General features: G+C 46.4%; 15 protein-coding genes. All 15 read left to right on the plus strand.

The window, feature by feature from the left end:
- Window positions 1-11: 11 nt before the first annotated feature.
- The 15 genes from AAEZ03_RS11920 to AAEZ03_RS11990 all read left to right on the plus strand — a co-directional run bounded on the left by AAEZ03_RS11920 (window position 12) and on the right by AAEZ03_RS11990 (window position 15303).
- The gene (locus AAEZ03_RS11920; protein WP_350578797.1) at window positions 12-1358 is read left to right on the plus strand and encodes an oligosaccharide flippase family protein; all 1347 of its coding nucleotides are present in this window, start codon (window positions 12-14) and stop codon (window positions 1356-1358) included.
- A 245-nt stretch (window positions 1359-1603) separates the two neighbouring features.
- Window positions 1604-2527 carry a beta-1,6-N-acetylglucosaminyltransferase gene (locus AAEZ03_RS11925; RefSeq protein ID WP_350578800.1) on the plus strand — a complete coding sequence of 308 codons (924 nt, stop codon included), beginning with the start codon at window positions 1604-1606 and terminating at the stop codon, window positions 2525-2527.
- On the plus strand, window positions 2527-3750 hold the full coding sequence (locus tag AAEZ03_RS11930; protein ID WP_350578803.1) for an O-antigen ligase family protein: 1224 nt from the start codon (window positions 2527-2529) through the stop codon (window positions 3748-3750). The genes AAEZ03_RS11925 and AAEZ03_RS11930 overlap by 1 nt, the downstream gene beginning before the upstream one ends.
- A 32-nt stretch (window positions 3751-3782) precedes the next feature.
- Complete coding sequence (locus AAEZ03_RS11935; RefSeq protein WP_350578806.1) at window positions 3783-4904, plus strand: glycosyltransferase; 1122 nt, start codon at window positions 3783-3785, stop codon at window positions 4902-4904.
- An 11-nt stretch (window positions 4905-4915) separates the two neighbouring features.
- A complete protein-coding gene (locus AAEZ03_RS11940) occupies window positions 4916-6070 on the plus strand; it encodes a glycosyltransferase (protein WP_350578809.1) in 1155 nt (384 codons plus the stop codon).
- 112 nt (window positions 6071-6182) lie between these two features.
- Window positions 6183-6734 carry an LbetaH domain-containing protein gene (locus AAEZ03_RS11945; protein WP_350578811.1) on the plus strand — a complete coding sequence of 184 codons (552 nt, stop codon included), beginning with the start codon at window positions 6183-6185 and terminating at the stop codon, window positions 6732-6734.
- Entirely contained in the window at window positions 6727-7275 is a 549-nt protein-coding gene (locus tag AAEZ03_RS11950) for an LbetaH domain-containing protein (RefSeq protein ID WP_350578814.1), read from the plus strand. The genes AAEZ03_RS11945 and AAEZ03_RS11950 overlap by 8 nt, the downstream gene beginning before the upstream one ends.
- Window positions 7272-8183: a glycosyltransferase family 2 protein gene (locus AAEZ03_RS11955; protein ID WP_350578817.1), complete on the plus strand. Its 912-nt coding sequence runs from the start codon at window positions 7272-7274 to the stop codon at window positions 8181-8183. The genes AAEZ03_RS11950 and AAEZ03_RS11955 overlap by 4 nt, the downstream gene beginning before the upstream one ends.
- A 37-nt stretch (window positions 8184-8220) precedes the next feature.
- Complete coding sequence (gmd, locus tag AAEZ03_RS11960; protein WP_350578820.1) at window positions 8221-9345, plus strand: GDP-mannose 4,6-dehydratase; 1125 nt, start codon at window positions 8221-8223, stop codon at window positions 9343-9345.
- A 2-nt stretch (window positions 9346-9347) separates the two neighbouring features.
- Complete coding sequence (fcl, locus tag AAEZ03_RS11965) at window positions 9348-10325, plus strand: GDP-L-fucose synthase (RefSeq protein ID WP_350578823.1); 978 nt, start codon at window positions 9348-9350, stop codon at window positions 10323-10325.
- On the plus strand, window positions 10325-11533 hold the full coding sequence (locus AAEZ03_RS11970) for a glycosyltransferase WbuB (RefSeq protein WP_350578826.1): 1209 nt from the start codon (window positions 10325-10327) through the stop codon (window positions 11531-11533). The genes fcl and AAEZ03_RS11970 overlap by 1 nt, the downstream gene beginning before the upstream one ends.
- A gap of 3 nt (window positions 11534-11536) precedes the next feature.
- A complete protein-coding gene (locus AAEZ03_RS11975) occupies window positions 11537-12007 on the plus strand; it encodes a GDP-mannose mannosyl hydrolase (RefSeq protein WP_350578829.1) in 471 nt (156 codons plus the stop codon).
- Between the two features lie 30 nt (window positions 12008-12037).
- A complete protein-coding gene (locus AAEZ03_RS11980) occupies window positions 12038-13456 on the plus strand; it encodes a mannose-1-phosphate guanylyltransferase/mannose-6-phosphate isomerase (protein ID WP_350578832.1) in 1419 nt (472 codons plus the stop codon).
- Between the two features lie 471 nt (window positions 13457-13927).
- Window positions 13928-14113, plus strand: coding sequence for a hypothetical protein (locus tag AAEZ03_RS11985; protein ID WP_228393029.1), 186 nt, complete (start codon window positions 13928-13930; stop codon window positions 14111-14113).
- 86 nt (window positions 14114-14199) lie between these two features.
- On the plus strand, window positions 14200-15303 hold the full coding sequence (locus AAEZ03_RS11990; protein ID WP_350578861.1) for a polysaccharide biosynthesis/export family protein: 1104 nt from the start codon (window positions 14200-14202) through the stop codon (window positions 15301-15303).
- The last annotated feature ends 11 nt before the right edge of the window (window positions 15304-15314 follow it).

The raw sequence follows: 15314 nt of genomic DNA on the forward strand, positions 1-15314 counted from the left end.
CATGAGCATTGATGTCTATGACCACTGCAGTAAAAAAAATACGAAACTTTATCACTGGGGGCTCAGCCCTACGCCGTCATTTAGTCCGAGCTGCAGCTGGTAGTTTAGCACTTAGTCTTTCCTCCAAGACATTGATGCTTCTTACAAGCATCTTTCTAGCCCGTTGGCTAGGGGCGGAAAGCTATGGATTCTATGTATCATCAATGGCTGTACTAACATTACTTAGCGTTTTTGCCACGCTGGGTTTCCCTACATTAGTTATTAGATTATTTAGCAGTTACCGTGCACATCAAGAATGGGGCTTGATGCGGGGTTTACTTGAACGCACCGGGCAACTAACATTAATAGCTTCACTTTTACTTGCGGGTTTGGGAGCCATTGTCGTATGGCTGTTAAGTGACTCCTTAGCATCTTCCTACACATACTCTCTTTGGTGGGCAATGGCGTTACTGCCTATCGTTGCTCTAGGAGCATTGCGCTCAGCACTATTAAGAGGGCTACACTATGTAGTTTTAGGCCAGCTTTCTGAAAACCTGTTAACACCTGGGCTGTTCATGATATTTATAAGTGCTTGGGTTGGGTTCTCTCAAGCTCTTTCTTTAGAGTTGACTTCAGAAACTGTAATGGCAGCGCGATTTATCGCAGCTGCGATAAGCTTCTTAGTTGGTGCTTGGCTTCTGGTTAGACGTATACCTAAAGAAATTCGTAACTCGACGCCCCGCTTTGAAATGAAAGCATGGTCTAAATCCTCTATACCTCTACTATTTATAGTAGGGACGGGCATTATCGGATCACAAATTAATATGCTTATACTGTCAGGGCTTCAAAGCCCTGAATCTGCTGGCATATACCAGGTGGCAACACGGGGAGCAGAATTGGTTGCCTTCTCACTTGTCGTAGTCAATATGGCAATACAACCAACCATTTCAAAGCTCTACTCTCTAGGCGAAATGCAAAATCTCCAAAGAGTCATCACAATTGCAGCACGTGGGACCCTAGGATTAGCTATACCCTTTGCATTGATTTTGGGAGTGTTTGCCGAACCTCTTTTAGGTACTGTATTTGGTTCTGAATTTGAGCGTGGCGCCTCTAGCCTAACAATTTTATGTGTAGCACAAGTTATAGCCGCAGCATCTGGATCTGTCGGCCAAATTTTATATATGACAGGCCACGAGCGTGATGCTTCAATTGGTATTTTCATTGGATTTGCAGTAAACATCATTGCTAGTTTGATTTTCATCCCCATATGGGATATTGCAGGCGCAGCAACTGCGTCAGCACTAAGCATAATATCGTGCGAAGTAGTACTTGCATATCTCGTACGAAAGCGTACGGGACTAAACTCCACGGTATTCTGAAATACACCAAGGTACTGAACCTCATACTGATGACGAACGTTCACAGCAAATAAATTTAACGTATGAGATTCTAAAGATAAGTTATCAACAACAAAAATCATCGATTCTAAAAATACACGTCCAGAGAACACTAAAGCGGCGCCTAAACCTACGAAGAAAAACAAACACCACCATTGTTTGCAACTAATGACAATTATATAAGTATCAAACAATCAAACAAATAGCCACTTATGCAAATTAAAGCCATGAAAAAAATCGCCTATCTTATACTTGCTCATAGTGACGCTACACATCTCAACGCCTTAGTTAAGTCTCTAAGCACTTATGCAGATATTTATATACATTTAGATATCAAAGCGAATTTATCTGATTTTGTATCCGCTTGCCCAAAAACCGTTACTTTCATCGAAGATCGAGTGAATGTAGCGTGGGCTGGTATTTCCATGGTTGATGCGCTACTAAATTTAATTAAAGCTGTTTTACCATTCTCAGAAAACTACACCCACTTCGTATTTATCACAGGCTCGGATTACCCAATAAAACCAGAAAAACAGATTTTCGAAATATTTGTATCAGAGCCTGAAAGACAATTCATCAAATACATTGATATGCGGGAGTCACCAGAGCATTACTTAAAGCTCATTACACATAAACAATTTTTAGAACCCTTTACAAACAGTAAAAATAAAATACTAAACTTAGCTGATAAATCGGTAAGAAAAGCTCTGCGCAAGCTAGGTATTCCAAACAAGTGGAGCAACAAAGTTATTCCTTACTTTGGACATACTTGGTGCGCACTGACACCTCAATGCTGCGAATACATTCTAGATTATCACAACGACAATCCTTGGTTTTACGAGTCCAACAAACAAACTTTTTCCCCTGACGAGCACTACTTCCATACGATAATTGGCAACTCACCATTCAATTCAAAAGCAGACGGGCTACAGGCTTATGAAGGCAGAGGTCTATGGCGGTTAGTAAATACACATCTAATATGTCCGTCTTTGCAAAAATGGTACACCCTAGACGACTGGGAGCAAATCATCTCATCTGACAAGCTATTTGTAAGAAAAGTAAACTCTATCAGTGGGGGCAGCTTAGTTGAAGAGATTGACGCACAGATACTTATAAACTCTCCTGTAGCAAGTAAGGATATTAATAAGTAATGAGATCTAACCCAGCTTTACCAAAATCAATTAATAAAAATTTCTGGCGCCCAGACTTAGTATCCATTGGCATAGCTTTATTCTTTTTCGCAGCAACAGTCAAGCCTGGATACGACCTCGAGTTTGAAACAATAACATATAGCGGCATAATACTAATACTCAAAAGCTACAGCCCTTTCATTGGGGCTATAGGGCTATTAACCCTATTTTTCTCTTGGATGCGAAAACCAAGACTAATATCATTCAACATCATTTATCCAGCCATCTGGTTACTTGCTTTTAAACTAGCACTTACTCTAAGACTACTGACCACAGCTCAAAATGGACTTGAACACGCAATATCTTTCATATGCATTCTCGCACTGTACTTCATAGTCTCGTCGCGAAACGGCACAGCTCGCAGCGAAGAACATTACAAGTCTATCATCAAAGGGTTATATTACTTCGCAAGTATAGTTATAGTCCTTAACACGTATCTATTATTTTTTGAATATTCAACGAGTAGTTGGAAAGGTCGTTTTTTAGGACTTTTTCAACACCCTAATTTTGCAGGCGTAAGCTTTGCAATATGCGCATCAATAATTATAGATTTTAACATAACCTTTAAAAAAATAGGAAGAAAAGGCTTTAATAGCTCACTTTCAATTGTCTTACTCATTCTCTCAGTAGTACTCGTCATGGCGAGTGGTTCCCGCACAGGAATACTTGGCCTGATAGGAGCTGGATTGGGGTATGCATATGTTCAGAAGTACCTCAAGACAAGCACTATTTTAATACTGGCCTTTATTGCACTTATTATAACGCTTTCAATCGACTCAATTATTGAATTTTTGGAGCAGCTCATACCAGGAATTCAGAGAATGACCGAGGCAGGTAATACACGTAACGAAGTATGGGTATCCATGTGGAATAACTTTACTGCCAACCCATTTTTCGGAGCTGGCTCTAACACACAGGGCACCGCAGGATCGTATTTACGGGTATTAGCACAAGGAGGGCTACTCACAGGCATACCACTGCTTGTATGTCTGATTTTATGTATTGCAAGATCACTTCGAAACAGAGGGTGCTTTTCCTTTCGCAAGGCCTGGCTACCAGGACTCTTGTGCATATTAACAACTAGCATTACAGAGGGATATCTTGCTGACGCACTCAGCCTAGGTATTTTATACTTTGCACTAATCGTTTTTGTATTAAGTATACGAGAACCAGTCCGCATATAAATACACAACCTAATACAAGACGACTAATAAATATGAACACCACCAAAAACTCTCCAAGGAAGCACACTGTTTTCTATATACAACCAATTTTAGCTGGGTATAGAGCACCGATAATTAAAAAACTGGCAAGCATTTTCGAGACATCTGCTTTTTATGACAACTCGGATGCAATAAAACAAGGCCATATGGCCGTCAGTTCAGACAATTCGACAACAGTGCAATCCCCTTCAATATCGCTTCTTGGTGGGCGTTTATTTTATCAAAAAAATGTTGTTCTAAGAGTTTTTCAAGACAAGCCGGATGCCGTGATCACTTTTGCCAACCCTAGATTTATATCATTTTGGATGATAATGATTGCTTGTCGAATATTAAATTTGAAGTTTTATGCTCACGGCCAGGGGCTTTACGCATATACAAATCCAAGCAAATTTCGAAAAATGATGTATAAAACTATATGCAGATACTCTACAAAATATGTGTGCTATACAGAGCTTTCTAAAAAAAGCTTACTAGATGCAGAATGTCTACCGGAAAAACTTATCACGATAAAAAACTCATTAGAACTTGAAACTACTGTCACACCGAATCAAAAAAAATACACTGAAAATGGGGTATTGTTTATAGGCCGCTTACGAGATGGCTGCAGATTAGATATCTTGATCAAAGCAATTCAGCTGTCGCGTAATAACGGGGCAGACCTTGAACTTCATGTGATCGGTAGCGGGCAGTTAACTGATCACTACATGAATCACTACAAAAACATTTCATGGATTCATTGGCATGGTGCAGTACATAATAATCATGACATTGCCAAGATCAGTAAACTGTGCAGAATAGGTTGTTACCCCGGTGATGCAGGCCTGAGTATCGTTCACTATTTAAGCTTAGGGCTTCCACCGTTAGTTCATCACAACATTGAAAATCATATGGGCCCGGAGCCCTCATACATAACAAACAATGAAAACGGCTTTTTATTCGATCCTAAACTCAATGAAGTTGGGCTTTCTGCAGTGTTAGATCATATTTGGCAGCTTCCAACAGAAACAATAAAAAATGTCGCCAACGCTAGTTTCGCTACATACTTAGATCTCAACAATCCACCGATGGGTGACCAGTTTGTAAAACTTGTTCTCGAAAACAAATGTAAGCTATAGATGGAACTAACATGAGAATTTTAAGAGTTATATCTTCAATAGACCCAACAGGTGGTGGCCCAATGGAGGCTGCACGCAAGGTTGACACAACTTTGAAGCACCTTGGGCATCATATTGAACTTGTTTGTTTAGATGATCCAAATGCAAATTTTATTTCAGACTACCCTGTAAAAGCACACGCCCTAGGCCCCTCCAAGGGGAGTTATCAATATAATAAAAAATTAACTCCTTGGCTGGATAAAAATGCCGATTCTTTTGATGCTGTGATAATAGACGGACTTTGGCAATATCATAGTTTTGGTGCGTGGCGTTCGTTAGCCAAAAAAAATGTCCCTTATTTTATATTCACACATGGGATGCTCGACCCATGGTTCAAAAAAACTTACCCTCTAAAACATTTGAAAAAATGGCTTTATTGGCCTTGGGCTGAATACAAAGTTCTGCGAGACGCCAAAGCAGTATTATTTACTTGTGAAGATGAAAAAATCTTAGCTCGCCAGACATTTTGGCTCTATAGAGCAAATGAAGCCGTAACGGCTTTCGGCACAGCAGATGCTCCAGACCGCGGAGCCTATCTTTCTAAAAATTTTTTAGAAACTTATCCTGAACTAAACGGAAAGCGTCTATTACTTTATCTCAGCAGAATACATGAGAAAAAGGGTTGCGACCTATTAATTAAAGCCTTTGCAAAAGCGGCTTACCAAGATGTAAGCCTACAACTTGTCATTGCAGGCCCAGATCAAACAGATTGGTCTCCTACGCTTAAAATCTTAGCTGAACAACAAGGAATATCCGACAGAATTTCTTGGCTGGGAATGTTATCAGGAGATATTAAATGGGGCGCTTTTTACGCAGCTGAAGCTTTTTGCTTACCATCACACCAAGAAAATTTCGGTATCGTTGTTGCAGAAGCTCTAGCGTGTGGCAAACCAGTTCTAATAAGCAATAAAGTAAATATTTGGCGTGAGATTGAATCGGACAAAGCAGGTTTCGTTGATGATGATACCGTCGAAGGAACCACTCGAAATATAAATCGTTGGTTAGCTCTTAACCCGACTAGCTATGCCGATATGTCCGAAAAGGCAAAGCAATGTTTTGCTCAACGCTTTCACATTCGTCGTGCTGCTGAGCGCATGATTGAAATCATTAAAGAAAACAATCATTAAGCCTAAGCGCAATAAATATTTTTTATTACTAATTTATGACACCTCACAAACAGAGGTAACAATCGTCAAACGCCTCGCAATCAATACCCTCCACACAGGAGTAAATTCTTAAATGACCACCGTCTCTCTAAAAGAGAATAAATCACCATTCTCAACAAAAAACAAGGTCGCTAGAGTTCTATGGTGGTTTGCAAACGTATTTTTCTCCCTGACACCATACTGGGCTTTAAATAGCCTGCGCATTGCAACGCTACGAATATTCGGAGCAAAAATAGGTGTTGGATGCGTTGTTTATCCAAGCGCCAAAATTTGGGCACCCTGGAACTTATCCGTAGGGAATTATTCTTGTATCGGCCCATATACTGATATTTATTCTATGGGCCCTATAAAAATAGGAAGCAACGTAACCATAAGTCAGCATGCTGTTATCTGTACAGGAACACATGATATTGCCACCCCGCATAACGATTTAATTATTAAAAGTGTTGAGATAATGGATCAAGCGTGGATATGTGCTTATGCGAAAATTATGCCCGGTGTAACAGTATCAGAAGGTGCGGTTGTAGGAATGGCGGCACTGCTCACAAAAAATGCACAACCGTGGGGTGTTTACGGCGGAAACCCAGCTAAATTACTCAAGGAGAGGGAAGTTCAAAGTGATTGATTACACGCCAACTCAAACAACTCCCTTTTCTGTTAAAGAAAAGATACTAGCTCGAGCATGGAATGTCGTCTGGTTAATTTTCTACCGACCAACACCTTGGTTTATGTATCGCTACAGAGTTTTTCTTCTAAATTTATTCGGTGCAAAAATCGCCTCTACAGCTCACCCGGCAAGTAGTGCGCGCATCGAATACCCATGGCGCTTAACAATGGGGCATCAAGCGTCAGTTGGTGAGCGCTCATGGATCTATTGTCTAGAGGCAATTCATATTGGCGAAAACAGCTGCGTTGGACAAGGATGCCAACTCATCACAGGATCGCACAATTATAAAAGTGTAAATTTCGAACTTGAAAGAAAACCAATTCATATTGGGAAGGGATGCTGGCTCACTAGTGACGTAACTGTATTGATGGGAGTCAACATCGGCGACTACACCGTCGTTGGAATTAAATCTCTCGTCACTAAATCATTGCCTACAAACAAAGTTGCTTTTGGCAATCCGGCTAAAATACACACAGAACGATACCGGGATCACTCATGAGCAACATCTCAGTTGTCATCCTCACCTACAATGAAGATATACATATAAAGCGTTGTATTGAATCAATACTGCCTATTACTAAACATATTTTCGTGGTCGACAGTTTTTCCTCTGACAACACAGTCGAGATTTGCAAGAGCTTTGGAGCCACGGTCCACCAGCGTGCGTGGAAAAATTACGCGGACCAATTTCAGTGGGGGCTGGACAACTGCGACATTAAAACAACATGGGTCATGCGCTTGGATGCTGACGAGCTGCTAAACCCTGCTATGCAACAATCGCTCGCGGCAGCACTGGAGAATGCTCCTCCTTCTACTGTTGGTTTCAACTGTCATCTGAGAAATATTTACATGGGCCGTAAGATTCGATTCGGCGGTTATGACCCCTTGAATCTCTTGCGTATCTGGCGCACAGGATCTGGTCGAATTGAGTCGCGTTGGATGGATGAACATATTGTTCTGAGTGACGGCCAAACTGCACAAGCTCCAGGGGAGATCCTCCACAACCCCTTAAACAACCAACGGTGGTGGACTGAAAAGCATAATAAATATGCTGATCGCGAGATGATCGATATATTAAATAAAAAGTACAATTTCTTTGGAATTGATACTCAAATTAAAAAAACCGGAAACAAACAAGCAAAAATCAAAAGACTCCTCAAAGAAAATATTTATAACAAGCTACCCTTGTTTGTCCGGCCCACTCTCTATTTCATATTTAGATATATTGTATGCCTTGGCTTTCTTGACGCGAAAGAAGGTTTTGCCTACCACTTCTTTCAGGCCTATTGGTATCGTGCTCTCGTTGATGTACGGGTTTTCGAAGCAGAAAAAATAATAAAAAATGCTTCTAATAACGAAGAGCGACTAGTACTGCTAGAAAAATTAACTGGATTAAAATTAAAATAAAATATCCACCCTTAAAATCAAATAATGGATTAATAAATTGACTAAAAAAATCGCTCTCATCACCGGAATTACTGGCCAAGACGGTTCTTACTTGGCAGAGCTCTTGCTAGAAAAAGGCTATGAAGTTCATGGCATTAAACGCCGTGCATCTTCGTTTAATACTCAGCGCGTGGATCACATTTACCAAGCTCCACATGTCAACAATCGTAACTTCGTACTGCACTACGGCGACCTTAGCGACTCATCCAATCTGACTCGCATTATCAAAGAAGTGCAGCCTGATGAAGTGTACAACCTGGGTGCCCAGTCGCACGTAGCCGTGAGCTTCGAGTCTCCTGAATACACGGCTGATGTAGACGCCATGGGTACTCTGCGTATCCTGGAAGCCATTCGCCTGTTGGGCCTGGAGAAGAAGACTCGCTTCTATCAAGCATCGACCTCCGAGCTTTACGGCTTGGTACAGGAAACCCCGCAAAAGGAAACGACGCCCTTCTATCCTCGCTCGCCTTATGCTGTCGCCAAGATGTATGCCTACTGGATCACGGTTAACTACCGTGAGGCGTATGGCATGTATGCCTGTAACGGTATTTTGTTCAACCACGAGTCGCCGCGCCGTGGCGAAACCTTCGTAACCCGCAAGATCACCCGTGCCCTTGCAAACATCAGTCAAGGTCTCGAGCAATGCCTGTTCCTGGGCAACATGGACGCTTTGCGTGACTGGGGTCATGCCAAAGACTACGTACGTATGCAATGGATGATGTTGCAGCAAGATACTGCCGAAGACTTTGTGATTGCCACTGGCGTGCAGTATTCGGTGCGTGAATTTGTGCGCTGGTCCGCCGCAGAGTTGGGCATCACACTGCAGTTCGAAGGTGAAGGCGTTGATGAGCAAGCAATTGTTGTACACATCGAAGGTGACAATGCTCCCGCTCTGAAAGTTGGCGATGTGATCGTCAAAGTTGACCCTCGCTACTTCCGCCCTGCCGAAGTGGAAACCCTGCTGGGCGACCCAACTAAAGCTAAGCAAAAACTGGGCTGGGTACCGGAGATCACCGTTCAGGAAATGTGTGCCGAAATGGTACGTGAGGACCTTAAAGTCGCTCAGCGCCATGCTTTGCTCAAAGAACATGGCCACGACTTGCCGGTTGCTGTGGAGAACTGAGCATGACGCGTGATCTGAATCAAAACATCTTTGTTGCTGGCCACCGTGGCATGGTCGGGTCCGCTATTGTTCGCCGGTTACATGCGCTGGGGTATGACAGGGTTATCACTGCTGGCCGTGACACGCTGAACCTGCTTGACCAACAAGCGGTTCAGGCTTTTTTCAAAGAGCATCAGATCGATCAGGTGTATCTGGCAGCGGCAAAAGTTGGCGGCATTCAGGCTAACAACATTTACCCAGCAGATTTTATCTATGACAACTTGATGATCCAGGCCAACATCATTCAGGCCGCGCATCAACACGATGTTCAGAAGTTGTTGTTTCTGGGCTCGTCTTGCATCTACCCAAAGCATGCAGAACAGCCGATGCGCGAGGACGCGCTGCTCACAGGGGTACTGGAGCCAACCAATGAACCCTATGCGGTCGCCAAGATTGCAGGGATCAAATTGTGCGAAAGCTACAATCGCCAGCATGGTCGTGACTACCGCAGTGTCATGCCGACCAACTTGTATGGGCCGCATGACAACTATCACCCAGAGAACAGCCACGTCATCCCTGCCCTGCTGCGCCGCTTCCATGAAGCGGTACAGCGCGGTGACGAAGAAATGGTGATCTGGGGAACAGGCACACCGATGCGCGAATTCCTGCATGTCGATGACATGGCGGCCGCCAGCGTGCATGTGATGGAACTGGACAACACCATTTATCAGGCCAATACCCAGCCAATGCTGTCGCATATCAACGTGGGCACAGGTGTTGACTGCACGATTGGCGAATTGGCAAAGACCATTGCAATGGTCGCAGGCTTCACTGGCAAGTTGACCTTCGACACCAGTAAACCAGACGGTGCACCGCGAAAACTGATGGATGTGTCACGCCTCAAGTCTTTGGGTTGGCAAGCAAGTATCGGTTTGCAAGACGGCCTCAAAGACGCCTACGACTGGTATGTAACAAACGTGCAACAGGCGCGGACCCACTGATGAAAATCCTGCTCTACGGCATTAACTACAGCCCCGAACTAACCGGTATTGGTAAATACAGCGGTGAAATGGCAGCCTGGTTGGCTGCACAGGGGCATGAGGTGCGGGTGATTACCGCACCACCTTATTACCCAGACTGGAAAGTCTGGACAGGCTTCAGCACCTGGCGTTTTAGCAAACGCCAGGAGGCTGGCGTCACCGTTATCCGCTGCCCGCTGTACGTACCGGCTCGACCAACAGCCGTTAAACGATTGCTGCATTTGGCCAGTTTTTCACTATCATCAGCCTTTGCGGTAATGGCCCAACTGCTCTGGAAGCCAGATAAGGTGATTTTGGTGGTACCCACCCTGTTTTGCGCACCGCAGGCTTTGACCTTGGCCAAGCTGACTGGGGCAACCTCGGTGCTGCATGTTCAGGATTACGAAGTCGATGCGTTGTTCGGGCTCTCCATTGCCAAGGGCGAAAGGCTCAAGCGTTGGGCGTTTGCTGTTGAACGGGCACTGTTACGCAGTTTCGACCGGGTTTCTACTATCTCCAGTGGGATGCTGAGGCGAGCCGAAGACAAGGGCGTTGCCAAAGAGCAGTTACGCTTCTTCCCGAACTGGTCAGAAACAGCCCGGTTCCAGAACGTACCGCGTAATACCGACTTGTTGCGCAGGTTAGGCGTCGATCCAGAGAAAAGGGTTTTACTTTATTCGGGCAACATTGGGGAAAAGCAGGGGCTGGAGTGCGTCATTGAAGCCGCTGAGCGTATGGCACATCGTGCAGATCTGGTGTTCCTGGTGGTTGGTGAAGGCGCGGGCAAGGCTCGCTTGCAGGAGCTGAGCCAGCAACACAACCTGAGCAATATGGTGTTTGCGCCATTACAACCTTATGACGATTTACCTGCCTTGTTGGCATCGGCTGATTGTCATTTGGTCATCCAGAAGCGTGGGGCCGCCGATGCGGTGTTGCCTTCCAAGCTCACCAATATCCTTGCGGTCGGGGGTAACGCCTTGATTACTGCCGACCCCAAGACCAGCTTGGGTGTGCTTTGTGCTGAGTACCCCGGGATTGCCGCGCTGGTGGAGCCCGAGTCTGTTGAGGCGTTGGTCAACGGTATTGAAACCGTACTGGCTATGCCAGTGCCTAATACCATTGCCACCGGGTACGCCTGTGAGTTCTTGGACAAAGACCAAATATTGACGCGCTTTCTGGCTGAGGTCTGAAGTATGTGGCTCAGTAATGATGTGTTTCGCGGTGTTGTGGCTTACACGCCTTTGGTTTCTATCGATCTGGTTGTTCAGAACGCCCGAGGCGAATGCTTGCTGGGGCAACGACTCAATCGACCCGCCAAAGGCAGTTGGTTTGTACCGGGCGGGCGCATTTTAAAAAATGAAACATTGGACGCTGCCTTCAGTCGCCTGACCCAGGAAGAACTGGGGCAAGCGTACCAGCGTAGCGACGCTAGGTTGCTGGAGGTCTATGAGCACTTTTATGCCGACAGCGTATTTGGTGATAACGGGCAAGCACCAGACACCCACTACGTCGTGCTGGCCTATCAGTTGGTTCTGCCCGAGGGTGCAACATTGCCATTGCCCCACGCACAACATGGGGCTTATCGCTGGTGGCCCTTGATCGAGATGCAGACACACGAACTGGTGCACGCCAATACCCGTGCCTATCTCGCTGCACTGCGCTAATTGTCGACGCATACACACAGGATGTTGAACATGCTCTTTCCGATCATTATGGCCGGGGGCTCTGGCTCTCGTTTGTGGCCGCTGTCACGGCAACTCAACCCCAAGCAGTTTCTGCCATTGGCGGATGCCGATGTTTCAATGCTGCAAGCCACTTTGCAGCGGCTTGACGGCCTGGGTGCCGCGTTGCCGAGGCTGATCTGCAACGAGCAACACCGCTTTCTTGCAGCAGAGCAATTGCGTGTGCTGGGACTTGAAAAAGCTAATATTTTGCTTGAACCGGTAGGCCGTAATACCGCACCAGCCATTGCCTTAGCCGCGTTAACGGCGTTAGAAAGCTGCACTGAAACGCAAGACCCGATTCTGCTGGTATTGGCTGCAGATCATTTGATCAAGGATGTAGCTGCATTCCAGGCCAGCATTCAAACAGCTCTGCCCTTGGCCCAAGCCGGCAAGCTGGTGACCTTCGGTATTGTGCCAACGCATGCTGAAACCGGTTATGGCTACATCGAACAAGGTATCGATGTAGGCGTTGGTGGGTTCAAGGTGAGTCGTTTTGTAGAGAAGCCTGATCTGGTAACAGCTCAGGAGTATCTGGCCAGCGGCAGCTATTTCTGGAACAGCGGCATGTTTATGTTCCGTGCAAGCCGCTATCTGCAAGAGCTCGAAAACTTCCGCCCGGACATTCTCGCCGCCTGCCGTAAAGCACTGGCTGGCGGCACGCAAGACATGCACTTCACCCGTGTGGATGAAGCAGCTTTTGCGGCCTGCCCTGACGATTCGGTGGACTATGCCGTGATGGAAAAGACGGCCGATGCAGTCATGGTGCCGCTGGATGCGGGGTGGAGCGATATCGGCTCGTGGACAGCCTTATGGGAGGTCAGCGACAAAGACGAGCAAGGTAATGTGTTTAAGGGTGACGTGCTTAGTCAGCAGTCACATAACACCTTTGTGCACGCCGATAATCGTTTGGTAGCAACGGTTGGTGTCAATGACTTGGTGATCGTCGAAACCAAGGACGCGGTACTGGTCGCTCACAAGGACCATGTGCAGGATGTAAAGAAAATCGTAGAGCAATTGAAAGATGGCTCGCGTAGCGAGCACATCAACCATCGCGAGGTGTACCGCCCGTGGGGGGTATACGATTCCGTCGACAATGGCCACCGCTATCAGGTCAAGCGCATAACCGTGAAGCCAGGTGCCAAGCTCTCGGTGCAAATGCACCACCACCGGGCTGAGCATTGGATCGTGGTCAGCGGAACGGCCAAGGTGACCAACGGCGAACGTACCTATCTGGTGTGCGAGAACGAGTCTACCTATATACCCATTGGGCAGATTCATGCACTCGAAAATCCGGGCGTTATACCGCTGGAACTGATCGAGGTGCAGTCGGGCTCCTATCTGGGTGAAGACGATATTGTCCGCTTCGAAGACAAATACGGACGAGCGTGATCTACCTCAAGCTCTTTATCACCTATTGCATAACAGCACGTTAATTTGATCTTGCTCTGTGGCCAATAAACAGACTTGAGGTAATATGCCGGCACCGCTGGTCATGATTTATTGTGCCCCAGAGCAAATCGTTATAAAAAGTCAACAACCACGACGCCACAGCACGGGTACTCTATAAGCGTTTTGCACAATAAAATGCCTGTAAAGAACCACTTCAGCTTGGTGCCGCGCCATGATGCATTAGCAAGGCACGCAGCTTCCCAGGGCTTAATCGCCCAAGCAGCACTCGTATCAATACAGACGCTTTATCAAAAGGATTTTCCAATGAACAAATTTCTCGTTTCTGCACTTGCACTGGCTTTGAGCACTTCGGCACTGGCTGCTGAAGCTCCTGCCTCCACTTCTACACCAGGCGATGCAACCTCTTCTTCCGCAGAGGCAGGGGCTGCTGGTTCTACCTCTGGCACATCCTTGGCTACTAGCACTGGCGTTCTGGGCGGCGTGAGTACCGCTACCGCCGTAGGTGTGGGTGTTGCGGTTGCAGCAGGCGCAGCAGCCATTTCTTCTGGCGGTGGCGGCGGTGGCGGCAGCAACGGCGGCACTACTGGTACCACAGGCACAACAGGAACCACTGGCACCACCGGTACTACTCGTTAAGTATCCGCCAGGCTGATCGAACTAAACCACCTGGCTTACGCCAGGTTTTTGATTTTGATGTGTTTCTTTTACAAGTGTCCCCAATGATGATTCGTAGTTTGTCGCTCGCGGTACTTGCAGGGTTTGCCTTGCAAGGTTGTATGTTTTCGCCCGGTCAATATCTGGATACCAGTGAGATTGGTACTGAAGGCTCACCTGAAAGCAGTCGGGTAGAGTTGATACCCATCACGCCCAAGCTGATTGCCCAAAACGCAGCGACCTACGTTTCAAGCTCGGTGCCAGCAGAATTGCTGGCATTCAAGCCTCAGGCCTATAAGATTGGCGCGAATGATGTGTTGTACATCACTGTTTGGGATCACCCAGAGCTGACCGCACCTTCCGGTGCCCAGCAGCAGATTGATGCCAACGGGCGCTTGGTGCGACCCGATGGAAGTATCTTTTACCCCTATATCGGCAAAGTCGATGCCGCGGGCAAAAGCATTGAAGAACTGCGCGCGATTATTGCCCAGCGCCTAGCTCAATATGTTGATAGCCCGCAAGTAGATTTGAGTGTTTTACGATTTGCCAGCCAAAAAGCAACTCTCACAGGAGCAGTTGGCAAAGCGGGCCCGATGCCTATCACAACCACGCCTGTCAGTGTTGTTGAAGCACTGGGCGCAGCCATGGTGGACCCAGTGAATGCAGATCTGTCCAGCCTGACGTTAACCCGTGATGGCCATGAATATGTACTCAACATGGACACGCTCAATACAGCTCAAGGCTCACAACTGTATAACGTTTACCTGAAAGACGGCGACCAGTTGTACCTGCCGTACAATGACCGTAAAAAGATTTATGTCATGGGTGAAGTGTTCCAACCGCAAGCGATCAAATTCAAGACTAAAAACATGACACTAGCTGACGCAGTCGGCTCCGTAGGCGGCCTCAACCAAACAACCTCCAACGGCAATGCGCTGTATGTGATTCGCGGCGCTGACAATCTTGAAATTGAGCCCGCCAAGGTTTATCAACTCGATGCTCAATCCCCTGTAGGCCTGGCCATTGCCACCCACTTTCAGCTAAAGCCGCAGGACATTGTGTATGTAGGTCCTGCACAAGTTACACGCTGGAACCGTTTGATCAGCCAATTAGTGCCATCTGTGAGCATTGTAGGTACCGGAGCTTCTACTCAACACAACCTTCGGGATTAAGGCTGAGCCGT

Source organism: Pseudomonas sp. HY2-MNA-CIBAN-0224 (assembly GCF_040310285.1).
Lineage (GTDB): Bacteria > Pseudomonadota > Gammaproteobacteria > Pseudomonadales > Pseudomonadaceae > Aquipseudomonas > Aquipseudomonas helleri.

Coding starts and splice junctions, on each gene's coding strand:
- AAEZ03_RS11955 (WP_350578817.1), top strand. CDS start 7,272: ATGAGCAACATCTCAGTTGTCATCCTCACCTACAATGAAGATATACAT.
- AAEZ03_RS11940 (WP_350578809.1), top strand. CDS start 4,916: ATGAGAATTTTAAGAGTTATATCTTCAATAGACCCAACAGGTGGTGGC.
- AAEZ03_RS11920 (WP_350578797.1), top strand. CDS start 12: ATGTCTATGACCACTGCAGTAAAAAAAATACGAAACTTTATCACTGGG.
- AAEZ03_RS11945 (WP_350578811.1), top strand. CDS start 6,183: ATGACCACCGTCTCTCTAAAAGAGAATAAATCACCATTCTCAACAAAA.
- fcl (WP_350578823.1), top strand. CDS start 9,348: ATGACGCGTGATCTGAATCAAAACATCTTTGTTGCTGGCCACCGTGGC.
- AAEZ03_RS11975 (WP_350578829.1), top strand. CDS start 11,537: ATGTGGCTCAGTAATGATGTGTTTCGCGGTGTTGTGGCTTACACGCCT.
- AAEZ03_RS11980 (WP_350578832.1), top strand. CDS start 12,038: ATGCTCTTTCCGATCATTATGGCCGGGGGCTCTGGCTCTCGTTTGTGG.
- AAEZ03_RS11990 (WP_350578861.1), top strand. CDS start 14,200: ATGATTCGTAGTTTGTCGCTCGCGGTACTTGCAGGGTTTGCCTTGCAA.
- AAEZ03_RS11970 (WP_350578826.1), top strand. CDS start 10,325: ATGAAAATCCTGCTCTACGGCATTAACTACAGCCCCGAACTAACCGGT.
- AAEZ03_RS11935 (WP_350578806.1), top strand. CDS start 3,783: ATGAACACCACCAAAAACTCTCCAAGGAAGCACACTGTTTTCTATATA.
- AAEZ03_RS11925 (WP_350578800.1), top strand. CDS start 1,604: ATGAAAAAAATCGCCTATCTTATACTTGCTCATAGTGACGCTACACAT.
- AAEZ03_RS11930 (WP_350578803.1), top strand. CDS start 2,527: ATGAGATCTAACCCAGCTTTACCAAAATCAATTAATAAAAATTTCTGG.